Origin of the sequence: Comamonas piscis (assembly GCF_014109725.1) — a bacterium.
Lineage (GTDB): Bacteria > Pseudomonadota > Gammaproteobacteria > Burkholderiales > Burkholderiaceae_C > Comamonas > Comamonas piscis.
In genome coordinates this window covers 4,807,895-4,830,615 of record NZ_CP058554.1, presented here as the reverse complement: position 1 = coordinate 4,830,615, position 22,721 = coordinate 4,807,895, and the positions used below count along the sequence as shown (strand labels likewise).

The window sequence follows — 22,721 nt, the reverse complement described above, 5'->3', positions numbered from 1 at the left end:
CCGGGACGGACGGAGCTTTGAACACAGCGCGCTGAAACCTTTCGGGGGTTCAGCGCGTTGTTATTGGTGGGCTGCGCTGTTGTCCGCTGTCCGCCCCGCCTGCCAGCGCAGTCGCTGCACAGGCGGCTTTGTGCACAGATTGGCCGGCATGGCAAGTGTTTGTCCTACAAGGCTTGCACTATCTGGGTGATTGGCATTTTTGCGCCTCCTGGGCGTGCGTACGGCGTAAAATCAACAAGTTATGCTCCAGCAACGAACCATCAAGTCTTTAACCCGTGCCGTTGGCGTGGGCCTGCACAGCGGCCAGCGGGTCGAGCTCACCCTGCGCCCTGCACAGCCCAATACCGGCATTGTGTTTCGCCGGGTGGACTTGCCCGAGCCGGTGGATATCCCCGTCAATGCCGAGGCCGTCGTGGACACCCGCATGGCCTCTACGCTGGGCAAAGGCGATGTGCGCATCCATACGGTGGAGCATGTGATGTCCGCCTGCGCGGGCCTGGGCATCGACAACCTCTATATCGATGTGACCGCCGAAGAAATCCCGATTTTGGATGGCTCCTCGGCGTCGTTCGTGTTTTTGCTGCAGAGCGCCGGCATTGAGCTGCAAAACGCCCCCAAACGCTTTTTGCGGCTGACCAAGCCAGTGGAGATCCGCCAGGGCGAGGGCGCAGCCGAGAAATGGGCGCGCCTGGACCCCTACCACGGCTACAAGCTGCGCTTTGAAATCGACTTTTCGCACCCAGCGGTTGATTCCACCGGCCAGACCTACGAGTTTGACCTGGGCATTGGCAACTACAGCCGCGATATCGCCCGTGCCCGCACCTTTGGCTTCACCAAGGATGTGGAAATGCTGCGCTCGAACGGCCTGGCATTGGGCGGCGGTCTGGACAATGCCATCGTGATGGACGACTACAAGGTGCTCAACAGCGATGGCTTGCGCTATGACGATGAGTTCGTCAAACACAAGATTTTGGACGCGATCGGTGACCTGTACATCGTTGGCTACCCCTTGCTGGCCGCTTACAGTGCCTTCCGCTCGGGCCATGGCCTGAACAACCTGCTGCTGCGCGAGCTGATGCAGCGCCAGGACGCCTGGGACATCGTCACCTTTGACCATGTGCGTGAAGCCCCGCAGGGCTTTGCACAGTCTGCGCTGGCCTGGTAAGGCTGGGCTGCTCTGATGCTGCTGTTCCGCTGGATCTTCATGCTGCTGGTGCTGATGGCAGCCCTCAGCTTTTGCTTTTACCTGGGCACCGGCCAGCGCCGCTACCGCCAGTGGTCCTTGCTGTTGGTCAAGTGGACGGTGGTCGCGGGCCTCGCGTTCTTTGCGGTGCTCTTTGTGGGGCGCATGGTCTGAGTCCGCCAGCCGGCTTTTTGCATGCCGCGCGGTAGGTAAAGTGCGGTAAATCCAGGCCGGTGCCATGCAGGGTTCTCAGCGGCGCAGCCCTTTGCCCATGCGGTTTTTCCGCTTCCCCCGAACTTTACAAATGACATATCCGACGCTCTCCAGCTGCCCCGGGTAAACGGTGGGGCGTTGCAAGGCGTTAAATCTCCATGGCGGCAATCTGCCGCTCGTACCAGCAGCCGCTGGTCCACCAGAAAGGATTTCGTCATGAGCACCACCCATAGCCGTTTGAGCCGCCTGGCGGGCCTTGGCAGTCTGGCCTTGGCATTGGCCGGCGCGCTGGCTTTCAGTGCCCCTGCCCAGGCCCAGCCTGACGGGCGCCATGGTGAGCGCCACTACCAGCGCGATGACCGCCGTGGCCATGCCGACCATCGCCGCTGGGAGCGCGAGCGTGAACGCGACCGCCGCTACCACGAGCAGCGCCGCGACTACCGCCACGACCACCGTCCCCCACCCCGCGTGGTGGTGGTGCCCGACCGTGGCCGTGGCATTGGCCCGCGCAATGATTGGTACCGAGGCGGCTATGTGCCCGCACCGTACCGGGGTTACAGCTATGTGGTGGGTGACTGGCGCGGCCACCGCCTCAGCGCACCGCCCCGGGGCTATCAGTGGATCCAGTACGGCGGTGACTACCTGTTGATTGCGGTGGGCTCCGGCCTGATCGCCAATATTGTCATCAATGGTTATTGAGACGCCGCGAACTGGCCATAATTGAGGGTTTGCATGGCGCCCTGAGCGAACCTTTGTGCGCCCGCCCACTCCAAAGCTTACTTTGGTGGCTGCACCTTGTGCCGAGCGCTGCTTCACGGAGCGCACGGATCCACGCATGAGGAGCCTGTAGCCGACCAGACCTGTGCACCTAGCGATGCACAGGTTTTTTTTTGTCTAACTTGGGGTGTGTCTGGCCCATTGCGCAGAAGCGCTGGTCAGTAGCTGCGGCCGGCCTTGTACATCGCATGCTGGCGGCGCTGCAAAGGGCTGACCTCGGCCATGCGCGCCATTGCCAAGCCCGCGTGGGCGTGGGTGATGGCCAGGCCCAGTGCATCGGCTGCATCGGTGCCGGGCAGGCCGGGCAGTTGCAGCAGGCGTTTGACCATCTCCTGGATCTGGTTCTTGGCCGCGCGCCCATGGCCGACCACGGCTTTTTTCATCTGCAGTGCGGTGTACTCGGCGACGGGCAGGTTCTGCGACACCAGCGCCGTCAGCGCGCAGCCCCGGGCCTGGCCCAGCAGCAAGGTGGATTGTGGGTTGACGTTGACGAACACAATCTCTACTGAGGCCATATCGGGCTGGTAGCGCTGGCTGACTTCGCAGATGCCGTCAAAAATCATCTTCAGCCGACCCGGCAGGTTGCCCAGGTCCAGGGTGGTGGTGCGGATGGTGCCGCTGGCCACATAGGACAGGCGATGGCCGTCCACGTCGATGACGCCGAAGCCGGTGGTCTGCAAGCCTGGGTCGATGCCGATGATTCTCATGCCGTTCAGTGGGGGTGCCGGCAGGGCCGGAATTCAGGGGATCTCAGCATAGCGCATGCGCGCTGCGATAGTGGCGGTGCGGCGGTTCAGATAGGCCGACTGCGGGTTCTTTTCTGCGCCCTTGGGGTTGGGCAGCATGACGGCCAGGCGCGCCGCCTCATAGCCACTCAGCTGCGCTGCCGATTTGCCAAAGTAGCGCTGGGCCGCGGCCTCGGCGCCAAAGACACCGTCCCCCCATTCGGCATGGTTCAGGTACAGCTCCAGAATGCGCTGCTTGCTCAGCAGCGCCTCCAGCGTATAGGTCAGCACCAGCTCCTGGCCCTTGCGCAGCAGGCTGCGCTCGGACGACAGCAGCAGGTTCTTGGCCAGTTGCTGGGTGATGGTCGAGCCGCCCATCAGCTTGACGGGTGGCCCGTCTTGCACGGTGTTGGGGTCAAAGGCCTCGCCGCGCTTTTCAGCCTGGGCCTGGGCGCGTTCCAGCGCTTTTTCCTTGCGCTGCTCGGCACGCTCAACGGCCTTGGCATTGCGTGCGCGGGCTTTTTCAATGGCGTCCCAGAGCACGCCATCGTGGTTGATGAAATCATCGTCTTCCGAGGCAACGACCGCGCGCTTGAGCTGGTCGGACATTTGCGGATAGTCGCGCCATTGCTGGCGCCAGTGCAAGCGCCCGTCGTGGCGCACCTGGCGCCAGGCTTCGCTGCGTTCAAACGCGGTGGATGCGGGGTCGATGCGGGCCATCACCGCGATGCGCGCGATGAAAAAGAGCTGCAGGCCCAGGGCCAGCAGCAGCACCCAGCCGATCCAGCGCGCAATGGCCTTCATGCGGGGAGCCTCAGCGGGAGGTGGCTGGCGCCTGTCATCGGGGACTCAGTGTGCCGCCAGTTCGCTGCGCAGCTGCGCCAGCACCGGCTGTGACGGCGGGCGCACGCCGCGCCACAGCGCAAAGGCCTCAGCGGCTTGCTCGACCAGCATGCCCAGGCCATCGCGGCCGGTGGCGCCATGCTGTCGGGCCCATTGCAAAAACGGCTCGGCGGCGGGGCCATACATCGTGTCGTAAGCCAGCGCATCCGGGCGCAGCAGCGCGCCGGGCACGGGGATGGCGGCGCCTTGCAGGCTGCTGGCGGTGGCGTTGATTACCACATCAAACGGGCCCGCCAGTGCATCTGCCTCCATCGCTTGCAGTTGGGTGCTGGCGCCCTGGACCAGGTCGGCATGCAGGTCGACCAGGTGCTGGGCCTTGGCGTGGGTGCGGTTGCAGACCACGAGCAAGGCGGGGGCCTCGGCGATCAGCGGTGCCAGCGCACCGGCGGCGGCGCCACCCGCGCCCAGCAGCAGCACGCGCTGGCCTGCCAGTGGCACGCCAGCATTGCGCACGATATCGGCCACCAGGCCCAGGCCATCGGTGTTGTCGGCATGGATGCGGCCATCAGCGCCCACCACCAGGGTGTTGGCCGCACCGGCACGCTGCACGCGGTCACTGCAGCTGTCGGCCAGGCCTGCCGCTTCCAGCTTGAAGGGCACCGTCACGTTCATGCCCCGGGTGCCCGCCTGTACCAGCTGCTGCACGGCGGCGTCAAAACCGTCCAGTGCCACCAGCTCGGCCTCATAGACCAGGGCCTGGCCGGTCAGCTGCGCAAACAAGGTATGGATGCGGGGTGAGCGGCTGTGGGCAATCGGGTTGCCGATGACGCAATAGCGGTCTGGAAGGGACATGGTGGTAGCGGCTTGTACGGCGGCACGGGGGCCAGCGGCGCAGGGCGGAAAAACGGCACCCTTGTGTGCATACCTGCCCACAAGGGTGCCGACGAGGATCACAAAAGGGCGGATGCCACTTTACTGCAAATTGGCAGTTTCCAGCGTTTGCTCGCGGGTGAAGCGGAATTTGGAGACCACGGCAATCTGGTCAGCCTTGGCACGCAAGGCTGGGCCAAAGTGGCCAAAGGGCCCGCTGCTGACGGCAATGGCCTCGGCCCGGCGATCGAGCTGCTGGTTGCCCGAGCTTTTGTAGACCTCGGTGCCCAGCACGCGGCCATCGTGGTTGACGGTCATGATCATCACCAGCTCGCCATAGAGCTTGCGGCCACCGGCCTCAGGGAAGTTGCTGGTGCCCCGGTCCTCGACCTTGCGGCGCAGCTGGTCGTAATAGATGGCGAACACCTCTTCGCGCGTGGCGGGGCTGATGTAGCGCTTTTTGGGGCGGGCGTTTTCTTCGTGGATGCGCTTTTCGATCTCGGCCAGCATCTTGAGCAGTTGCTGGTGCTTTTCCTCTTGCTCTATCTCGGCCAGGGACGCGCTGGTCTTGCGCGTGTCGGGCGGCTGGTACTGGGCGAGCTGGTTGCGCAGATCGGCCAGCAGCTGCATCTGCTGGGCCTGCATGGCATCCACCTGGCGCTGGCGCTCTTCAAAGTCATCGCCCATATTGGTGATGGCCGAGTAGGGCAGCGGGCTGGTGGCACGCTCCTGGCTATTGGCCGATTCGCCGCCGCCGGCCAGATTGGCCTGGGCGACAGCCTGGGCCTTGTCCGACGGGGCATCGTTGGATTTGGCGTTGACCAGAATCACTTCGAGCGGGGTGTCCTCGAACACCCGGTCAAAGGCCTGGGGATCAATGAAGCGGATGCTCAGGACGGCCGCGTGCAGCAGCACGGACACGGCCAGCGCCAGTTGCAGTGTGGACAGGGATCGAAGAAATGGCAAAAACTTCACGGTTCCGGGTTAATCGGTTTTTATGGCCGCCGCGTCCTCACCGTCGCTCATGTCCACCGCGATGGCGATGGGCCCAGCTACAGCCTCCTCCTCGTCCTCTGGCGACTCTGTCTCGGCCTGGTTGGCCTGCGCGTCGTCCAGTCTCTCCAGCACGGTTCCGGTCACATCCAGCGTGATCTCATCGATCTCGCCGAGCTTGACCCGGACTTGGGCACCACGCGGCAGATTCTGCGCGCCCAGTACCGGAAACACCAATGGTAGTGCATCTGCACGCACCAACATGCTGCCTGCCGGGCCTTCCTTCATAACTGTTGCAGTGAGGTCACTGATGTTGTTTTGCATCAGGTACTTCAGGGTCCAGTAGCGCTCCATGCCAGCCTGGTAGCCGTTGTAGGCGCTGTAAGCCGCATCAAAGCCGCTGATGATGGAGAACAGCTCCGCATCCTTGGGCTTGAACGGGGCGACCAGCGCTGCGGTGGCGCCATGGCGCGCGCAGGCAATGATCTGCCATTGGTTGGCCAGGTCGGTATAGCGGCGCAGCGGCGACGTGGCCCAGACATAGCTTTTGACGCCAATGCCCGCATGCGGCAGCGCCTTGGTGGACATGCGCACCTTGATGCCGGGCGCCAGGCTGGCCTGGCTGCGGTAGATGCCGGGCACACCATGGTCGGCCAGCAGCTGGCCCCAGCTGCTGTTGGCAACGATGGCCGCTTCAGCCACGATCAGGTCCAGCGGCGCGCCCCTCTTGCGCACGGTGATCTGCACGGTCTCCGTGCCATTGGGCACCTGGTCGCCATTGCCTTGCAGGCGGAAGTTGTAGTCCGGGCGGTTGAAGTTCTCGGGCTTGCCACGCACCACTTCGCGGCCCGCCTTGAGGTGGCGCGAGAGGCGGTAGAGGAAGGTCAGCTCGTCGCGCTTGTCCAGCAGTGGTTGGGGCGTGTCCTCGACCTGCAGGCTGGGATCAGTCAGCCAGGCTTCGGTGGCGATATGGTCGAGCTTGTCGTAGCGGAAGTTGCTGACCACGGGCACGCGTTCCAGGCGGGTTTCCTTGTTCAGCACTTCCAGGGTGGCTTCGTCGTAGGTGACGTAGAGCGACACGGCCGGGTTGGCGCGGCCTTCGTCCAAGGTGTAGATCTGCACGACTTCGTCGGGCAGCATCGTGACCTTGTAGCCCGGCATGTAGACGGTGGAATAGCGGCTGCGACCCAGATGGTCGAGTGCCGAGCCGGGCTCGATGGCCAGGCCGGGGGCGGCAATGTGTACACCGACGATGACCTGGCCCGTGCCCAGACCTTGCACCGACAGCGCATCGTCGATTTCGGTCGTGGCCGAATCGTCGATGGAGTAGGCCTCCACCGTGGCCAGTGGCAGATCACTAGGCGGCAGTGGCGCGGTGACGGCTGGGAAGCCCGTGCCCTTGGGGAAGTTGTCAAACAAAAAGCGCTGCCAGTGGAACTGGTAGGACGAGTCGATGGCGCCTGCCTTTTGCAGCAGTGCCAGCGGCGCCAGCTGCGCCTTGCGGCTGGCTTCGACGACGGCCTTGTATTCGGGCGCGTTCTTGTCGGGGCGGAACAGAATCTTGTAGAGCTGCTGTTGCACAGGGGCCGGGCACTGGCCGTTGGCCAGCTCGACCGCCCAGGCATCGATCTGCGCCTGGAGCTGGGCCTTTTTCTCGATGGCGGCCAGCGCCTGCTGCACGATCTCTTCAGGCGCCTTCTTGAAGCGACCCTTGCCCGCACGGCGGAAGTAGTGCGGTGCTTCAAACAGTTTGAACAGCGCCGCCACCTGCTCGGTGATCGAGGCGTTCTCCGAGAAGTAGTCGCGCGCCAGGTCGGCAAAGCCAAATTCCTGCTCAGGCGCAAACTCCCAGGCCAGCTGGGGATCTATCTCTACGGACAGCGCTTGCGCCTGTGCGATCAGCTCAGCGGGCGCCGGCTTGTCAAATTTGAGGAGCAGGTTCGCTGCTTTGACCTTGACCCGTTTCCCGGAGTCCAATTCAATTTGCGCGGAACTTTCAGCTTCGGAGAGGATACGGCCGGCGAGAAACTTGCCAGCGTCGTCAAACAGTGCATACATAGGCGCGCATTTTCCCATGCTGGACGGTGCCGGGGCGCGGTCGCAGGGTTTTTTGCGTGGGGGTTCTGGCTGGCCCGCTGCTGGTGGGGCCGGCCAGCGCTGGTTTTACCAGCCCAGAAACTTGTCGATCTGCGGCAGATAGCTCTCGAAGTTCGACAGCGCATGGTCGCTGCCCTCGTCCAGCAGCAGCTGGGCGGCAGGGTAGCGCGCGACCATGTCCTGCCAGTGCAGCACCTCATCGCCCATGGCGGCAATCAGCAACTGCGGGGCGGCGGGCGGCTGGCCGTTCACGTTCAGCGCCTGCAGCTCGTCCAGGTATTCGGGGCGGAAGAAGAAGGATTCTTCCGGGTTGTGCCAGGCCGTTTGCTCGCCCAGGTGTTGCTCCAAGGTCACCCAGGGTGTGGTGGATGGGTTGATCATCACGCTTTTGCAGCGCAGTTGCTGGGCCACCCAACTGGCATAGAAACCACCCAGCGAGGAGCCGACGACGGCCAGGCTCTCGGGCGGCAGGCCGGCCCAGTTGCGGGTGGTCGCCAGCAGCAGATCGGCCGCTTGCCGGGGCGAGGCGGGCAGTTGTGGCGCGGACCACACGACATGGGGATGGCTATCTTCAATATGGCGCTGCAGGCGCTGGGCCTTGGCCGATTGGGGAGAAGAGCGAAAGCCGTGCAGGTAAAGCAAGTGGGTGGTCGTCATGCACAAATGATAGCGCCCAGGCGGCCACTGCTAAGGTGTTGACAACCTTAGTGGTTTTGTTGAATTGATTTGGGACGGGTGACACATGTAAAACCGGTCTTTACCGCTAGCGCTGGCAGGCGTTCTGTGCCAAGCAGGGATAATGGCGGCCATGTCCGAAGTTCTTGATAAACCGAATCTGTTCCAGCGTCTGTTGCCGATGCTGCGCGGCTATGACTGGCCGCTGATCTTCATCATCGGCACCCTGGCAGCCATCGGACTGACGGCCATGTATTCCGCCGGTTTTGACCATGGCACCCGGTTCTCCGACCATGGCCGCAACATGCTGCTGGCTTTGGGCATTTTGCTGGTGGTGTCGCAGATTCCTCCGCACCGCTTGGCCAGTTTTGCACTGCCGCTGTACGGCTTGGGCGTTGCCTTGTTGATAGCGGTGGCCTTGTTCGGCATCACCAAGAAGGGTGCGCAGCGCTGGGTAAACCTGGGCATCGTCATCCAGCCCAGCGAATTGCTGAAGATTGCGATGCCGCTGATGCTGGCCTGGTGGTTTCAGCGCCGCGAGGGGGCCTTGCGCCCGGTCGACTTTGTCGTGGCCTTTGCAATCCTCATCATTCCCGTCGGGCTGATCATGAAGCAGCCGGATTTGGGGACGTCCCTGCTGGTGATGGCCGCCGGCCTGGCCGTCATCTATTTTGCCGGGCTGTCCTGGAAGCTGATCATTCCTCCGGTGCTGCTTGGCGCCATCGGGCTGCTGCTGATTGCCATCTATGGCCACCACCTCTGCGAAGACGGCATGGACCTGGTGGTGCTGCATGAATACCAGCGTCAGCGCGTCTGCACCTTGCTCGACCCGACACGCGACCCGTTGGGCAAGGGCTTTCACATCATCCAGGGGATGATCGCCATTGGCTCGGGCGGTTTCATGGGCAAGGGCTTTATGGCGGGCACACAGACCCATCTGGAGTTCATCCCCGAGCGCACCACCGACTTTATCTTTGCCGCGTTTTCTGAAGAGTTCGGTCTGGCCGGCAATCTGCTGCTGATCTTCTTCTTCCTGCTGCTGGTCTGGCGCGGCCTGGCGATTGCGATGCGCGCACCCACCTTGTTTGGCCGGCTGATGGCGGGTGCGGTGGCGATGATCTTTTTCACCTATGCCTTTGTCAACATGGGCATGGTGAGTGGCATCTTGCCGGTGGTGGGCGTGCCCTTGCCCTTTGTCAGCTATGGGGGCACGGCGATGGTCACCTTGGGGCTGGCGCTGGGGATTTTGATGTCGGTCGCCAGATCGCAGCGCCAGCTGGCGCGGGAGCAGGCGCCCCGTCTATGAGCCCCGTATGCAAGGGGCTCTGCCATTGAAAACAGCCCCGCCAGCCGCAGATACAGGAGAGGTCGCGGCTGGCTTGCTGGCGGCCGCAAATCAACGCATGGACCCACGGCCATTGCGCAAGCCCTAAAATCGCCCTATGAATGCACCTTTTGACCTTGCTGTGGCCAAGCCGCTGGCGGCTTCTACCGAACAACGACTGGCGATGGCGCGCAGCCTGCTGCTGACGCCCTTTGGTCTGGATGACAGCCATCTGACGCGCGCGCTGGCCGATATCCGCGCCCACAAGGTGGACGATGCAGATCTCTATTTCCAGTACACCCGGGCCGAAGGCTGGAGTTTGGAAGAGGGCATCGTCAAGACGGGTTCTTTCTCCATCGACCAGGGTGTGGGCGTGCGTGCGGTTGCCGGTGAGAAGACGGCCTTTGCCTATTCGGACGACATCTCGCTGGCATCCTTGCTAGACGCCGCCCATACGGTGCGCAGCATCGGCGCGCAAAGCCAGTCGCGCCAGGTGCGGGTGCCGCGCAAGAAGATTGCGCTCAGCCGCTCGCTCTACCCCGATGTGGACCCGATCTCCACCCTCGACAGCACCGCCAAGGTGGCCTTGCTGGAGAAGGTTGAAAAGCTGGCCCGCGCCAAGGATCCGCGCGTCAAGCAGGTGATGGCAGGCCTGGCGGCCGAGCACGATGTGGTGCTGGTTGCGCGTGCCGATGGGACCTTGGCGGCCGATGTGCGCCCGCTGGTACGCCTGTCGGTGACGGTGATTGCCGAGAGCAAGAGCCGCCGCGAGGTGGGTTCGGCCGGCGGCGGTGGCCGCTTTGGCCTGGCCTATTTTGACGATGAACTGGTGCAGCAGTATGTGGACGAGGCCGTCAAGGCGGCCTTGGTGAACCTGGAGTCGCGCCCCGCGCCTGCTGGCGTGATGACCGTGGTGTTGGGTCCCGGCTGGCCGGGTGTGCTGCTGCATGAGGCCGTGGGCCATGGCCTGGAAGGCGACTTCAACCGCAAGGGATCGAGCGCCTTCAGCGGCATGATTGGCCAGCGCGTCGCTGCCAAGGGTGTGACCGTGCTGGACGATGGCACGATTGCCGACCGCCGCGGCTCGCTGAATGTGGACGACGAGGGCCAGCCGACCCAGCGCAATGTGCTGATCGAGGATGGCATCTTGAAGGGCTACATCCAGGATGCGATGAATGCGCGCCTGATGAAGGTCAAGCCCACCGGCAATGGCCGGCGCGAGAGCTATGCCCACATCCCCATGCCGCGTATGACCAACACCTACATGCTGAATGGCGACAAGGATCCGCAGGAGATCATTGCCTCCATCAAGAAGGGCCTGTATGCGTCCAACTTTGGTGGTGGCCAAGTCGATATCACCAGCGGCAAGTTTGTGTTCTCTGCCAGCGAAGCCTATTGGGTGGAGAACGGCAAGATCCAGTACCCCGTCAAGGGCGCCACCATTGTGGGTAGCGGCCCGGAATGCCTGAAGCATGTCAGCATGATCGGCAACGACATGCGCCTGGACAGCGGCGTGGGCACCTGCGGCAAGGAAGGCCAGAGCGTGCCAGTCGGTGTGGGCCAGCCGACCATGCGTATCGATGGTTTGACCGTGGGCGGCACCGCTTAACGACAATTGCGCTATACGGCCACAGCGCCAGATCGATCCAACGCCTGCGCGGTATTTGCCGCGCAGGCGTTTGTTTTAGGGCAGGTTACTGATGGATTTTTTCTGTGGTTGCGCAAGGAAATTGCATATCGATGTGATTTATAGCTGGAATTATGTTTTTTGAGATTTAAAATCTTATTTCATGCAATTTTTGTGCGTTTTGCGCTGCAGCATGAAAACAGCTGTCTGTAGATGTGGTACATTGAAAAACATGCAAGCACGTAGCGCTTTTACCTTTTACTTTTGGCTCTCAGTCCCAGGCGGACGAGAGGTCTAAGAGCGCGCGAGCACCTAAACCTCCCAGACAACCGCCGAAGCTGAAAAGCCCGGCGGTTTTTTGTTGCATAAACCACCCACACCTTCAGGATCCTCAGATGACTCAGCAAGCCCAACCCACAAACGATGCTTGGTATCGCGGTGTCGAGAAAACCAGCCAAACCGACGACCAACGTATCAAGGACATTACTGTGCTGCCGCCTCCCGAGCATCTGATTCGCTTCTTCCCCATCAACGGCACGCCCGTTGAATCGCTGATCAGCAACACCCGCCAAAACATCCACAACATCATGGCCGGCCAGGATGACCGCCTGCTGGTCATCATCGGCCCCTGCTCGATCCACGATCCGCAAGCCGCGCTGGAGTACGCCCGCCGCCTCAAGGCCGTGCGCAAGCAGTACGAGGGAACCTTGGAGATCGTCATGCGGGTGTACTTTGAAAAGCCCCGCACGACGGTGGGCTGGAAGGGCCTCATCAACGACCCCTACCTCGACGAGAGCTACCGCATCGACGAAGGCCTGCGCATTGCCCGCCAGCTGCTGATTGAGATCAACCGCCAGGGCGTGCCAGCGGGCAGCGAGTTCCTGGACATGATCTCGCCCCAGTACATTGGTGACCTGATCAGCTGGGGCGCGATTGGTGCGCGCACGACGGAGAGCCAGGTGCACCGCGAGTTGGCCTCGGGCATCTCGGCGCCGGTGGGCTTCAAGAACGGCACCGATGGCAATATCCGCATTGCGACCGACGCCATCCAGTCGGCCAGCCGCCCGCACCACTTCCTGTCGGTGCACAAGAACGGCCAGGTCGCCATCGTGCACACCAAGGGCAATACCAACTGCCACGTGATTTTGCGCGGCGGCAAGACGCCCAATTACGATGCCGCCCATGTGGCCGCTGCCTGCAAGGACCTGGAGGCCGCGCACCTGCCGGCTAACCTGATGGTGGATTGCAGCCATGCCAACAGCAGCAAGCAGCATGAGAAGCAAATGGAGGTCGTGCACGATATCGCGCAGCAGATCGAAGGCGGATCACGCAGCGTGTTTGGTGTGATGATCGAGAGCCATCTGCAAGCCGGTGCGCAAAAGTTCACGCCCGGCAAAAACGACCCCGACAGCCTGGAATACGGCAAGAGCATCACCGATGCCTGCCTGGGCTGGGACGATTCGCTGGCGACCTTGGCTGAGCTGTCCGAGGCGGTGCAGGCCCGCCGCGTGCGCGCAAACACCGAGGAGACCGCCGCTGCAACGGTGTAAGCTGGCGGCTTTTGGGGTTGGCAGTGGTCCGCCCCTGCACTATCAATAAGGGGTTGTCATGCGCAATGAAGTACGGGTTCTGCTGGAGGATGGACAAGAGTTTGTCCATGGCTTTGACAGTGCGGAGGCCATGTCCAATGAAGACGGGCGCCGCTGGCTGGACCAGGAATTTCTGCGCATGGATTGCGAGCCGCTGCGTGCCAGCGGCAAGGTACTGATCGTCGACAAGGTGGTCGTCGTCGCCAAGGCGGCAGGCGCACAGTTGCTGGGCGATGCCCAGTGGCTGGCGCAGTTTGCCCGCGCCAGCGTAGGCGCCGTGGGGCGCCCCACGGTGCTGGTGAACACGAAGGCCATGACGGCCTCGTTCTGAACGCCGGTCTGTACGGTCGATTTACCCGAGAAAAAGCGAGCCGTTCGGTTCGCTTTTTACTTGAGAGGGCGTGCGGTTCGCGCTCAGCTGGGCCTCAGCCCTGTTCGGCGAGCGCCTTCAGCAGTTTGTCGTGGATCCCGCCAAAGCCGCCATTGCTCATGCCGACGATGACATCGCCGGGTTGCGCGGCAGCCAGCACCTGGGCAATCAGGGTATCGATGCTGCCGGCGGTCTGGGCGCGCGCGCCCATGGGGGCCAAAGCCTGGGCGGCATCCCAGTCGAGGCCGGCGGTGTGGCAAAAGGCCAGATCGGCCGATTCCAGCGACCAGGGCAACTGCGATTTCATCGTGCCCAGCTTCATGGTGTTGCTGCGCGGTTCGAACACCGCAAGAATACGGGTTTGCGCGCCAACCTGCTGGCGCAAGCCATCCAAGGTGGTGCGGATGGCGGTGGGGTGGTGGGCGAAATCGTCATAGACCTGGATGCCGGCCGCAGTGCCGCGCAGCTCCATACGGCGTTTGACGTTTTGAAAGCGTGACAGCGCCTGGGCCGCCTGCGCGGGCGCCACGCCCACATGCTGGGCGGCGGCAATCGCGGCGAGTGCATTCATTTGGTTGTGCACGCCGCTCAGACCCCATTGCACCTTGCCGGCAGGCGCATCTTTGTAGAACACTTCGAAGTTCGAGGGGTCGCCTTCGGCGCGCATATCGTCAATGGCGGCGCCAAAGCGCACGACCTCACTCCAACAGCCTTGGTGCAGCACGCGGGTCAGGCTCTCTTCAACACCATTGGCCACCACGCGGCCGCTGGCGGGCACAGTGCGTACCAGGTGGTGGAACTGGCGCTCAATGGCTGCCAGGTTATCAAAGATGTCGGCGTGGTCGAACTCCAGGTTGTTCAGCACCGCCGTGCGGGGGCGGTAGTGCACAAACTTGCTGCGCTTGTCGAAGAAGGCGGTGTCGTACTCATCCGCTTCGATGACAAACACGGGGCGCTGGTCACCCTCACCGGGCCGGGTAGCGGCACCCAAGCGGGCGGAGACGCCAAAATCCAGCGGCACGCCACCGACCAGAAAGCCCGGCTGCAGGCCGGCGGCCTCCAGAATCCAGGTCAGCATCGAAGTGGTGGTGGTTTTGCCATGGGTGCCCGCCACCGCCAGCACATGGCGGCCCTGCAACACATGCTCGGCCAACCATTGTGGCCCGCTGGTGTAGGGGGCGCCGCTGTCAAGAATGGCTTCCATCAGCGGGAACTTGGGCGAGCCATCGTCCAGGCGCGCGCGGCTGACCACATTGCCAACCACATACATATCGGGCTGGAGCGCGAGCTGGTCGGCGCCAAAGCCCTCGATCAGGTCAATACCGAGCGCGCGCAACTGGTCACTCATCGGCGGATAGACGCCGCTGTCGCAACCCGTTACTTTGTGACCCGCCTCGCGTGCCAAGGCCGCCACTCCACCCATAAAGGTGCCACAAATACCCAGAATATGAATGTGCATGGACGTCGATTCTACGGCGCGCTCAGGGAGAAGCCGTGCTCCTGGCGCCCGTAATTGCAAGCAAGTGCCGCGAGGTCTGCCCAAATCCGACACAATGGATCGGATGAACACTGATACAAGCTTGGAAATAGCCAACACGGCAGCGCGTATGGTGGTGGAAGAGGGCCTGGAATGGGGGCCCGCCAAGAAGCGGGCCGTCAAGCAGCTGGGCCTGCCGGGCCGTACCGCGCTTCCCGACAACGACACGCTGGAAGCGGCGGTGCGAGAGTATCTGGAGCTGTTCTGTGGCGATACCCAGCCCGCCGAGTTGCGCGCGCTGCGCGAATGGGCGCTGCTGTGGATGGAGCGCATGGAGGCCTTTCGGCCCTATCTCGCGGGCGCCGTCTGGAATGGCACTGCTACGCGGCTCTCTGATATTTACATACAGTTGTTCTGTGATGACTCAAAATCCGCAGAGATTGCGCTGATTGACCACGGCGTACGCTATGACGTATCGTCGATCAACGGGTTCCACGGTGAGTTGGTGGATGCCTTGTCGATCAGCAGTTTTTGCAAACCGCTGAACGAAAGCATTGGTGTGCACTACCTGATTTATGACCGGGATGATTTGCGCGGCGCCCTCAAGCCCGATGCCCAGGGCCGCACACCACGCGGCTCGCTGGAGGCGCTGCGTCGCCTGCTGACCCCAACGACGGAGTGATGCCCCATGCCAACACCTGAACGCGCGCCTGTTGATGCAGCGCAACCCCTAGCACAGCAGCCTGCCGCCACTAGCCGCCGGCGGCTGTTGACCGGTGGCGTAGCTGCTGCCGCGCTGGCTGCGGGAGCCGGCTGGGCCTGGTGGCGGCACCGCCTTGCGGAGCCCAATGGCCCGGCGATGGAAGGGCTGTGGAGCCAGGCCTTTGCTGCGCCTGGCGGACAGTCCGAGCTGCGCATGCAGGCCTTCCAGGGCAAGCCCTTGTTGTTGAATTTCTGGGCGACCTGGTGTCCCCCCTGTGTTGAGGAGCTGCCGATGCTCAACCAGTTCTACCAAGCGCAGCGTGAAAAAGGCTGGCAGGTGGTGGGTCTGGCGGTGGACCAGGACGCTGCCGTGCAGCGTTTTCTGCAGCGCATGCCCCTGGCCTTCCCTGTCGGCATCGCCGGGCTGAGCGGAACCCAGCTGACGCGTGATCTAGGCAATTCCGCGGGCGGCCTACCGTTCACAGTGGTATTTGGTAGGCAAGGTGAGGTTCAACATCGTAAAATGGGGCAACTTCTTGCATCTGACTTGCAAAATTGGGCAAGTCTATAAGGTGTGCAAGCCGGGACGGCAGTGCTGCCGTTGATCAAAAATCAAAGATATTGAATCAAATAGGGCGAAATTAGAGTAAATTTGCGCCCTGTTTGATTTTTTAGCCGTTGGAGCTCCCATGGATTTACGCAAGCTGAAAACCCTGATCGATCTCGTGTCCGAGTCGAATGTCTCGGAGTTGGAAATCACCGAAGCAGAAGGCAAGGTTCGCATTGTGAAGGGCGGCGGCGCCGTGGTGCAGCAAATGATGGCTGCCCCCGTCCTGCCTGCAGCAGCGCCCGTTGCTGCTGCACCTGCTGCCGCTGCCGAAGCTGCACCTGCTGTTGTGCAGGGCCATACGGTCAAGTCGCCGATGGTCGGGACCTTCTACCGCTCGTCTGCACCCGGCGCCAAGGCTTTTGTCGAAATCGGCAGCCAGGTCAAGGAAGGCGAGACCGTGTGCATTATTGAAGCGATGAAGATCCTCAATGAGATCGAAGCCGACAAGTCCGGCACGATCAAGCAAATCTTGGGCGAGAACGGCCAGGCCGTGGAATTTGGTCAGCCTCTGTTCATCATTGAATAAGGCCTAGCCCATGTTCAAGAAAATTCTGGTTGCCAACCGTGGAGAGATCGCGCTGCGCGTGCAGCGCGCTTGCCGCGAGCTGGGCATCAAGGCCGTCATGGTCTATTCCGAAGCGGACCGCGACGCCAAGTATGTGAAGCTGGCCGATGAGGCTGTGTGCATTGGCCCGGCTCCATCCGGCCAAAGCTACCTGAACATGCCTGCCATCATCTCGGCTGCCGAGGTGACGGACGCCGAGGCGATCCACCCCGGTTACGGCTTTCTGTCCGAGAACGCCGACTTTGCCGAGCGTGTGGAAAAGAGCGGCTTCCAGTTCATTGGTCCGACGCCTGAGTCCATCCGCATCATGGGTGACAAGGTCTCGGCCAAGCAGGCGATGATCAAGGCGGGCGTGCCCTGCGTGCCCGGCTCCGATGGCGAACTGCCGGACGATCCTGCACTGATCCGCCGCATTGCCAAGGCGATTGGCTACCCGGTGATCATCAAGGCCGCTGGCGGCGGCGGCGGCCGTGGCATGCGCGTGGTGCACACCGAGGCAGCGCTGGTCAATGCCGTGCAGATGACCAAGGCGGAAGCCGGTGCGGCCTTCGGCAATCCTGCGGTATACATGGAAAAGTACCTGCAGAACCCGCGCCACATCGAAATTCAGGTGATGGCCGACAAGTTCAAGAACGCCGTCTACCTGGGTGAGCGCGATTGCTCCATGCAGCGCCGCCACCAGAAGGTGATTGAAGAGGCGCCGGCGCCTGGTATTCCACGCCGCCTGATCGAGAAGATCGGTGACCGCTGCGTGGCCGCCTGCAAGAAGATCGGCTACCGCGGTGCGGGCACGTTTGAGTTCCTGTACGAAAACGGCGAGTTCTACTTCATCGAGATGAACACCCGCGTGCAGGTGGAGCATCCGGTGACCGAGTGGATCACCGGTGTGGACATCGTTGGCACCCAGATCATGGTGGCTGCAGGCGAAAAACTGCCGTTCACGCAACGCCAGATCAATGCGCAAATGCGCGGTCATGCGATCGAATGCCGTATCAACGCCGAAGATGCCTACAAGTTCACCCCGTCGCCCGGCCGGGTCACCACCTGGCATATGCCCGGCGGTCCTGGTGTGCGCGTGGATACGCACGTGTATGCCAACTACTTTGTGCCACCGAACTACGACTCGATGATCGGCAAGCTGATCGTTTATGGTGACACCCGCGAGCAGGCGATTGCCCGCATGCGTACGGCGCTGATGGAGACGGCGGTCGAAGGTATTTCGACCAATATTCCGTTGCATTCGGAGCTGATGGTGGATGCCAAGTTCAATGCCGGCGGCACCAATATCCACTATCTGGAAGAGTGGCTGGCTGCGCGCAAGCGTTGATGCGCCCCCTTTCATCGTGATAGATGCTGGCATTTCCAAGGGAATGCCAGCTTTTTGCATTAAGGAAACCCTGTCATGTACGAACTGTGCCTGATGTGCCCGGAAGACCGGGTCGAGAGCGTGAGCGAAGCGCTGGACGCGCTTGATGCGCTGAGCGTGTCGGTCGAAGATGCCGATGCACAGACCGATGCCGAGCAGGCCTTGTTTGGCGAGCCCGGCATGCCCCCGCCCAAAGGTGGCTGGCAGCGCAGCCGCATGGTGGCGCTGTTCCCGCAGCGCGCTGCGGCGGAAGAAGCGCAGAGCCTGCTGCAGTTGCAGGATTTCTTTGAAGGCTGCGAGCTGCTGGGTATCCGTGAGGTGGCCGAGCAGGACTGGGTGCGCCTGACCCAATCCCAGTTTGCGCCCGTCGATATCACCCCGGATTTCTGGATCGTGCCGACCTGGCATGAACTGCCCGAGGCTGCCACCCGCAGCATCCGACTGGACCCGGGCCTGGCTTTTGGCACGGGTACCCACCCCACCACCCGCATGTGCCTGCGCTGGATTGCGCAGCGCGGTGCGGAAGGCCAAGACCTGGGTCGTGTGCTGGATTACGGTTGCGGCTCCGGCATCCTGGCCATTGGTGCGGCCAAGTTTGGCGCGGTCGATATCGACGCTGTGGACATCGACACCGCAGCAGTGGAGTCGACCGAGTACAACGCCCAGGCCAACCGGGTACAGCTGCGTGCCGGTTTGCCCGATGCCGCCCAGGGCGAGTACCAGACGGTGCTGGCCAATATCCTGGCGACTCCGCTGAAGGTGCTGGCACCGCTGCTGTGTGCCCATGTTGCCAGCGGCGGCCATCTGGTGCTGGCAGGCATTTTGGAGCGCCAGACCGACGAGCTGAAGGCCGCCTATGCGCCTTATCTGCAGCTGGAAGTGGCCGATAGCGAAGACGGTTGGGTGCTGATGACAGCACGGCGCGCGGCAGATTCCGCCGCCGAGGCAGGCCGCTGAGCTTCTGACCCTACAATCCACTGCGATGAGCCAGATAACGCGTTGCCCCCAGTGCCAGACCCGCTTCAAGGTGGTGGATGACCAATTGCGCATCTCCGATGGCTGGGTGCGCTGTGGCAAGTGCAAGGCGGTATTTGATGCGCTCACGCACCTGGTAGCCGGTGCGCCGGCGGCCACGCCTGCTGGCCCGCAGACAGCAGCCGCCGCGCAAGCCCTGGCCGTGGCGCCGCAGCAGGTGCCTCCGCCTGCCATAGCCCCGCCCAGCCCCGAGCCTGTCCAGCATGGCGCTGCGGTGTTGCGGACGGAGAATTCGCTGCAAGTCGACCCGCACGCCCAGGTGCCTGAGCTGTCGGTGCTGGTGTTTCCTCGCCGTGCCAATGCGAGCGGGGATTCGGGTTATGTGGATTCCTCGTGGATGCAGGCCTATGCGGATGAGCCAGAAGCGCCGCCACCCGCCTCGGCGCCTTCGGTTCCCGACCGCAGCGGTCTGGAGAGTGAATGGCAACCCCTGGCGGACCAACGCCCGGAATCCTTGCGCAGCAGCCGGGTGGACTGTTCGGCCACCGATGACCTGGCGGAGTTGCAAGCCCGAGAGGGACGCTTGCTGGAAGCCCTGGCCGAGCGCCAGAAGCCTGTCGTGCAGGCGCCTGTGCCTGTGCCGGTAGAGCCTCCACCGCCAGCACCAGTGGAAGAGGCCCCTCCGCCACCCGCTCAGGAAGCGACTGCGCCTGTTGCAGTCGATGCAGAAAATGACAACACCCAACAAGGGTCTGGACCTCCACCCTATTTGAGGCAGAGCAGCGCCCACGATCCCATCATCTCCGCCCCGGTGGCGCGGCAGGACGACGATCTTTTGTTGGCGCCCGAGATGGCAGGCCGAACACTCGGCGCTGGCAAGGTGGAGCCCTCGCTGTCCGCAGCCACCAACTATGTGGCGCAGATGGATGAGTCGGTTGCGGCAGCCGATGCTGCGGTTGCCGATGCGGCGGCTGTTGTGGGCATGGATGCCGCGGCCGAACCTGGTTTTGTACGCGCTGCCAAGCGCAAGGCATTCTGGCGCAAGCCCGGGGTGGTGGTGCTGTCGCTGCTGCTGACGGTGTTGCTGCTGGCGGCTTTGCTGCTGCAAGTGGCGATCACCCAGCGTGACCGCCTGGCCCAGGCCCAACCGCAATGGCGGCCGGCGATGCAAGCGGTCTGCCGGCTGGCCGGCTGTGAGATCGCGCCACCGCGTCTGCTGCAGGCCGTATCTATCGACAGCACCAGCTTCAATGCCGTGGGGCCGCGCCAGTTCCGGCTGCGTGTGGTCTTGCGCAATAGCGCCGACTATGCGGTGGCCGTTCCCTCGCTGGAGCTGAGCCTGAACGATGCCGCAGAAAAACTGGTGCTGCGCCGCGTGCTCAGTCCACAGGATCTGCAAGCGCCGCCAGCACTGGAGCCGCAGGGCGAGTGGTCGGCGGAGATGGTCATCCAGGTGGCAGAGGCTGCCGGCGATGTGGTGGGTTACCGGGTGCTTGCGTTTTACCCTTGAGATTTGATAACAGAAAGAACAGCTTCATGGCTTCGCTGATTTGCGGCTCGCTCGCGTTTGACAACATCATGACCTTTTCGGGCCGCTTTGCCGACCAGATCATGCCCGATCAGATCCACATCCTGAACGTGTCCTTCCTGGTGCCCACCCTGCGCCGTGATTTTGGCGGCTGCGCTGGCAATATTGCCTATGCGCTACATCTGCTGGGTGGCCAGGCACTGCCGATGGCCGTGGTGGGCCATGATGGCGATGGCTATGTCGCGCACTTCAAGGAGCTGGGTATCGACACCCGCTTTATCAAGAAGCTCGATGACCATTACACCGCCCAGTGCATGATCACCACCGACATGGACAACAACCAGATCACCGCCTTCCACCCCGGCGCGATGATGCAGGCTCATGAGAACACCATCACCAAGGACTGCGGTGCTGCTATTGGCATCGTGGCGCCCGATGGCCGTGATGCCATGCTGCAGCACGCGGAGCAGCTGCATGCCGCAGGCATCCCCTTTGTGTTTGACCCGGGCCAAGGCCTGCCGATGTTCGATGGCAATGACCTGCGCCATTTCATCAGCCTGGCCACCTGGGTGACCGTGAACGACTACGAAGGCAAGATGCTGACCGAGCGCACCGGTCTGTCGTTTGCCGAGATCTCTACCCAGGTGCAAGGCCTGATGGTGACCCTGGGCGCCGAGGGCTGCGAGCTGTGGGAAAACGGCGAGCGCACGCATGTCCCGGGCCTCAAAGCCGCTGCGGTGGTGGACCCCACCGGCTGCGGCGATGCCTGGCGCGGTGGTTTGCTCTGGGGCCTGGAGCAGGGCCGCTCGCTGCATAGCTGCGTAGAGTTGGGTAACCGCATGGGCGCGTTGAAGATTGCGGCGCGCGGCCCGCAAAACTACCAGCTGGACTTTGACCCTGCAGCAGTCTGAGGCGGCGGCTCAGCCCTTAGAACCTGTTCAAAGCCTCCTCGCGCCGCGACAGTGTCTTTGCGAGATGGGATGCGAGGGGGGCGCCTAGCCGCGCAACACCGCAGCAATAGCCGCGCTATTGCGAGGATTTGCAACGACGCAGACCGCTCCCTAGCCGGGCGCCCCTACCCGGGCAGCGCAAAGCCACTGTCCCGGAGGGTTGGAGTGAAATCGGGCGATTTCTTCGCGCTGGCCCTTGCTTGCACCCCGGTGCAAGCTGTGGACCATCGCTTCGAACTCATCCCGATTGCACTCCAACGCGGCTGCGTAGAGACTTTGAACAGGTTCTTACAGGCTGAGCCTTTGCATCAAGCTTTCGCAAAGGCCTCCAACGCTTCACCCGTCATCCGGTAGCGAATCCATTCGCTCTGCGGCTTGGCGCCCAAGCTGTCATAGAACTGGATGGACGGGGTGTTCCAGTCCAGCACACTCCACTCAAAGCGCCCGCAATCCTTGTCGATGGCAATGCGCGCCAGATGGCGCAGCAAGGCTTTGCCGGCGCCGCTGCCACGGTGGCTGGGGTCAACGTAGAGGTCTTCCAGGTAGAGGCCGTTGCGCCCCTGCCAGGTGGAATAGTTGAAGAAATACACCGCAAAGCCCACCGCCTGGCCGTCCTGCTCGCAAATCAAGCCATGCGCGGTGGCACCCTCGCTGAACATGGTCTTGTGGACATGGGCGGGCGTGGAGAGCACTTCGTGCTCGGCATTCTCATAGACCGCCAGATCGCGCACAAAGCGCAGGATGGTGTCGGTGTCGTCGATGGTGGCGGGGCGGATGGTCAATGGCATACGAAAAAGTCGCAGGGGGCGTAGGCAAGCAAAGGTCAATCGTACAACGGCATCCAGGCGTACACCGCGCAGGCCAGCACAATACCGCAGACGATGCCGCCGAAGATCTCGGCGAGGCTGTGGCCCATGCGTTCGCGCAGCGGTGTGGCGCTTGGTGCTGCATCGGGGGCTCGGTCATGCAGGCGGTTGATGGCTTGCGCATGTTTACCCACTTGTCGGCGCAGGCTGCTGGCGTCGAGCACCACGATGAAGGCCAGGGTGAGTGCGACGCCGAAAGCCGGGTGGTCGATGCCGTGTTTGAGGGCCACCAGCGCGGCCATGCTGCTGACGATGGCGCTGTGGTTGCTGGGCATGCCGCCATAGCCGATCAAGCCAAAGGCCGGCTTGCCCGCGCGGCAGCTGTTGATCAAAAACTTCAGCGAGCCGGCCACCAGCCAGGCCAGCAGCGGGGTCAGCAGATAGGACAGATCCATG

At 62.7% G+C, this 22,721-nt stretch carries 23 protein-coding genes; 14 read left to right on the top strand and 9 right to left on the bottom strand.

The annotated features are described in order from the left end of the window. Positions 1–241: 241 nt before the first annotated feature. From lpxC to HS961_RS21815, 3 genes are all read left to right on the top strand, one after another. On the top strand, positions 242–1,165 hold the full coding sequence (lpxC, locus tag HS961_RS21825; RefSeq protein WP_182325531.1) for a UDP-3-O-acyl-N-acetylglucosamine deacetylase: 924 nt from the start codon (positions 242–244) through the stop codon (positions 1,163–1,165). Between the two features lie 15 nt (positions 1,166–1,180). Beyond that, on the top strand, positions 1,181–1,357 hold the full coding sequence (locus tag HS961_RS21820; RefSeq protein ID WP_021026173.1) for a hypothetical protein: 177 nt from the start codon (positions 1,181–1,183) through the stop codon (positions 1,355–1,357). A 255-nt stretch (positions 1,358–1,612) separates the two neighbouring features. Then, positions 1,613–2,095, top strand: coding sequence for an RcnB family protein (locus HS961_RS21815; RefSeq protein ID WP_182325530.1), 483 nt, complete (start codon positions 1,613–1,615; stop codon positions 2,093–2,095). A gap of 236 nt (positions 2,096–2,331) precedes the next feature. On the opposite strand, the gene ruvC is transcribed toward HS961_RS21815, so the two are convergent. The 6 genes from ruvC to HS961_RS21785 form a co-directional block, all read right to left on the bottom strand. Then, positions 2,332–2,880 carry a crossover junction endodeoxyribonuclease RuvC gene (gene ruvC / locus HS961_RS21810; protein WP_182325529.1) on the bottom strand — a complete coding sequence of 183 codons (549 nt, stop codon included), beginning with the start codon at positions 2,878–2,880 and terminating at the stop codon, positions 2,332–2,334. Between the two features lie 33 nt (positions 2,881–2,913). Beyond that, positions 2,914–3,702, bottom strand: a complete 789-nt coding sequence (locus HS961_RS21805; protein ID WP_182325528.1) for a transglycosylase domain-containing protein — start codon at positions 3,700–3,702, stop codon at positions 2,914–2,916. Between the two features lie 45 nt (positions 3,703–3,747). Next, positions 3,748–4,593, bottom strand: coding sequence for a shikimate dehydrogenase (gene aroE, locus HS961_RS21800; RefSeq protein ID WP_182325527.1), 846 nt, complete (start codon positions 4,591–4,593; stop codon positions 3,748–3,750). Between the two features lie 120 nt (positions 4,594–4,713). Continuing rightward, positions 4,714–5,586 carry an energy transducer TonB gene (locus HS961_RS21795; RefSeq protein WP_182325526.1) on the bottom strand — a complete coding sequence of 291 codons (873 nt, stop codon included), beginning with the start codon at positions 5,584–5,586 and terminating at the stop codon, positions 4,714–4,716. Positions 5,587–5,595: 9 nt separating this feature from the next. After that, complete coding sequence (locus tag HS961_RS21790; protein ID WP_182325525.1) at positions 5,596–7,662, bottom strand: ribonuclease catalytic domain-containing protein; 2,067 nt, start codon at positions 7,660–7,662, stop codon at positions 5,596–5,598. A gap of 105 nt (positions 7,663–7,767) precedes the next feature. Then, positions 7,768–8,358, bottom strand: a complete 591-nt coding sequence (locus HS961_RS21785) for a YqiA/YcfP family alpha/beta fold hydrolase (RefSeq protein WP_182325524.1) — start codon at positions 8,356–8,358, stop codon at positions 7,768–7,770. Positions 8,359–8,509: 151 nt separating this feature from the next. Here HS961_RS21785 and rodA point away from each other — a divergent pair, with 151 nt between their 5' ends. The 4 genes from rodA to HS961_RS21765 all read left to right on the top strand — a co-directional run bounded on the left by rodA (position 8,510) and on the right by HS961_RS21765 (position 13,247). Next, positions 8,510–9,682 carry a rod shape-determining protein RodA gene (gene rodA / locus HS961_RS21780; RefSeq protein ID WP_182325523.1) on the top strand — a complete coding sequence of 391 codons (1,173 nt, stop codon included), beginning with the start codon at positions 8,510–8,512 and terminating at the stop codon, positions 9,680–9,682. 136 nt (positions 9,683–9,818) lie between these two features. Then, entirely contained in the window at positions 9,819–11,309 is a 1,491-nt protein-coding gene (gene tldD / locus HS961_RS21775; protein WP_182325522.1) for a metalloprotease TldD, read from the top strand. A gap of 413 nt (positions 11,310–11,722) precedes the next feature. Next, positions 11,723–12,877: a 3-deoxy-7-phosphoheptulonate synthase gene (locus tag HS961_RS21770; RefSeq protein WP_182325521.1), complete on the top strand. Its 1,155-nt coding sequence runs from the start codon at positions 11,723–11,725 to the stop codon at positions 12,875–12,877. Between the two features lie 58 nt (positions 12,878–12,935). Then, entirely contained in the window at positions 12,936–13,247 is a 312-nt protein-coding gene (locus HS961_RS21765; RefSeq protein WP_182325520.1) for a hypothetical protein, read from the top strand. 94 nt (positions 13,248–13,341) lie between these two features. Here the strand turns inward: HS961_RS21765 and mpl are convergent, their stop codons facing one another. Further along, positions 13,342–14,745, bottom strand: coding sequence for a UDP-N-acetylmuramate:L-alanyl-gamma-D-glutamyl-meso-diaminopimelate ligase (gene mpl, locus HS961_RS21760; RefSeq protein WP_182325519.1), 1,404 nt, complete (start codon positions 14,743–14,745; stop codon positions 13,342–13,344). Between the two features lie 103 nt (positions 14,746–14,848). On the opposite strand from mpl, the gene HS961_RS21755 reads away from it, so the two are divergent. The 7 genes from HS961_RS21755 (at position 14,849) to HS961_RS21725 (ending at position 21,420) form a co-directional block, all read left to right on the top strand. Continuing rightward, positions 14,849–15,445 (top strand): hypothetical protein, encoded by a 597-nt coding sequence (locus HS961_RS21755; RefSeq protein ID WP_412101613.1) that lies wholly within the window; start codon positions 14,849–14,851, stop codon positions 15,443–15,445. 177 nt (positions 15,446–15,622) lie between these two features. Further along, positions 15,623–16,036 carry a TlpA disulfide reductase family protein gene (locus HS961_RS21750; protein WP_327012007.1) on the top strand — a complete coding sequence of 138 codons (414 nt, stop codon included), beginning with the start codon at positions 15,623–15,625 and terminating at the stop codon, positions 16,034–16,036. A 118-nt stretch (positions 16,037–16,154) separates the two neighbouring features. Further along, positions 16,155–16,601 carry an acetyl-CoA carboxylase biotin carboxyl carrier protein gene (accB, locus tag HS961_RS21745; protein ID WP_182325516.1) on the top strand — a complete coding sequence of 149 codons (447 nt, stop codon included), beginning with the start codon at positions 16,155–16,157 and terminating at the stop codon, positions 16,599–16,601. 10 nt (positions 16,602–16,611) lie between these two features. Further along, positions 16,612–17,967: an acetyl-CoA carboxylase biotin carboxylase subunit gene (accC, locus tag HS961_RS21740; RefSeq protein ID WP_182325515.1), complete on the top strand. Its 1,356-nt coding sequence runs from the start codon at positions 16,612–16,614 to the stop codon at positions 17,965–17,967. Positions 17,968–18,042: 75 nt separating this feature from the next. Then, entirely contained in the window at positions 18,043–18,963 is a 921-nt protein-coding gene (gene prmA, locus HS961_RS21735) for a 50S ribosomal protein L11 methyltransferase (protein ID WP_182325514.1), read from the top strand. A gap of 25 nt (positions 18,964–18,988) precedes the next feature. After that, entirely contained in the window at positions 18,989–20,491 is a 1,503-nt protein-coding gene (locus tag HS961_RS21730; protein ID WP_182328372.1) for a zinc-ribbon and DUF3426 domain-containing protein, read from the top strand. A gap of 26 nt (positions 20,492–20,517) precedes the next feature. After that, positions 20,518–21,420, top strand: coding sequence for a carbohydrate kinase family protein (locus HS961_RS21725; protein WP_182325513.1), 903 nt, complete (start codon positions 20,518–20,520; stop codon positions 21,418–21,420). A gap of 347 nt (positions 21,421–21,767) precedes the next feature. Here HS961_RS21725 and HS961_RS21720 read toward each other — a convergent pair whose 3' ends face one another. Together HS961_RS21720 and HS961_RS21715 are read right to left on the bottom strand one after the other, a co-directional pair. After that, on the bottom strand, positions 21,768–22,247 hold the full coding sequence (locus tag HS961_RS21720; protein WP_182325512.1) for a GNAT family N-acetyltransferase: 480 nt from the start codon (positions 22,245–22,247) through the stop codon (positions 21,768–21,770). Positions 22,248–22,282: 35 nt separating this feature from the next. Then, positions 22,283–22,720, bottom strand: coding sequence for a divergent PAP2 family protein (locus tag HS961_RS21715; RefSeq protein ID WP_182325511.1), 438 nt, complete (start codon positions 22,718–22,720; stop codon positions 22,283–22,285). Position 22,721: the final 1 nt, after the last annotated feature.

Coding starts and splice junctions, on each gene's coding strand:
- lpxC (WP_182325531.1), top strand. CDS start 242: ATGCTCCAGCAACGAACCATCAAGTCTTTAACCCGTGCCGTTGGCGTG.
- HS961_RS21820 (WP_021026173.1), top strand. CDS start 1,181: ATGCTGCTGTTCCGCTGGATCTTCATGCTGCTGGTGCTGATGGCAGCC.
- HS961_RS21815 (WP_182325530.1), top strand. CDS start 1,613: ATGAGCACCACCCATAGCCGTTTGAGCCGCCTGGCGGGCCTTGGCAGT.
- ruvC (WP_182325529.1), bottom strand. CDS start 2,880: ATGAGAATCATCGGCATCGACCCAGGCTTGCAGACCACCGGCTTCGGC.
- HS961_RS21805 (WP_182325528.1), bottom strand. CDS start 3,702: ATGAAGGCCATTGCGCGCTGGATCGGCTGGGTGCTGCTGCTGGCCCTG.
- aroE (WP_182325527.1), bottom strand. CDS start 4,593: ATGTCCCTTCCAGACCGCTATTGCGTCATCGGCAACCCGATTGCCCAC.
- HS961_RS21790 (WP_182325525.1), bottom strand. CDS start 7,662: ATGTATGCACTGTTTGACGACGCTGGCAAGTTTCTCGCCGGCCGTATC.
- HS961_RS21785 (WP_182325524.1), bottom strand. CDS start 8,358: ATGACGACCACCCACTTGCTTTACCTGCACGGCTTTCGCTCTTCTCCC.
- rodA (WP_182325523.1), top strand. CDS start 8,510: ATGTCCGAAGTTCTTGATAAACCGAATCTGTTCCAGCGTCTGTTGCCG.
- tldD (WP_182325522.1), top strand. CDS start 9,819: ATGAATGCACCTTTTGACCTTGCTGTGGCCAAGCCGCTGGCGGCTTCT.
- HS961_RS21770 (WP_182325521.1), top strand. CDS start 11,723: ATGACTCAGCAAGCCCAACCCACAAACGATGCTTGGTATCGCGGTGTC.
- HS961_RS21765 (WP_182325520.1), top strand. CDS start 12,936: ATGCGCAATGAAGTACGGGTTCTGCTGGAGGATGGACAAGAGTTTGTC.
- mpl (WP_182325519.1), bottom strand. CDS start 14,745: ATGCACATTCATATTCTGGGTATTTGTGGCACCTTTATGGGTGGAGTG.
- HS961_RS21755 (WP_412101613.1), top strand. CDS start 14,849: ATGAACACTGATACAAGCTTGGAAATAGCCAACACGGCAGCGCGTATG.
- HS961_RS21750 (WP_327012007.1), top strand. CDS start 15,623: ATGGAAGGGCTGTGGAGCCAGGCCTTTGCTGCGCCTGGCGGACAGTCC.
- accB (WP_182325516.1), top strand. CDS start 16,155: ATGGATTTACGCAAGCTGAAAACCCTGATCGATCTCGTGTCCGAGTCG.
- accC (WP_182325515.1), top strand. CDS start 16,612: ATGTTCAAGAAAATTCTGGTTGCCAACCGTGGAGAGATCGCGCTGCGC.
- prmA (WP_182325514.1), top strand. CDS start 18,043: ATGTACGAACTGTGCCTGATGTGCCCGGAAGACCGGGTCGAGAGCGTG.
- HS961_RS21730 (WP_182328372.1), top strand. CDS start 18,989: ATGAGCCAGATAACGCGTTGCCCCCAGTGCCAGACCCGCTTCAAGGTG.
- HS961_RS21725 (WP_182325513.1), top strand. CDS start 20,518: ATGGCTTCGCTGATTTGCGGCTCGCTCGCGTTTGACAACATCATGACC.
- HS961_RS21720 (WP_182325512.1), bottom strand. CDS start 22,247: ATGCCATTGACCATCCGCCCCGCCACCATCGACGACACCGACACCATC.
- HS961_RS21715 (WP_182325511.1), bottom strand. CDS start 22,720: ATGGATCTGTCCTATCTGCTGACCCCGCTGCTGGCCTGGCTGGTGGCC.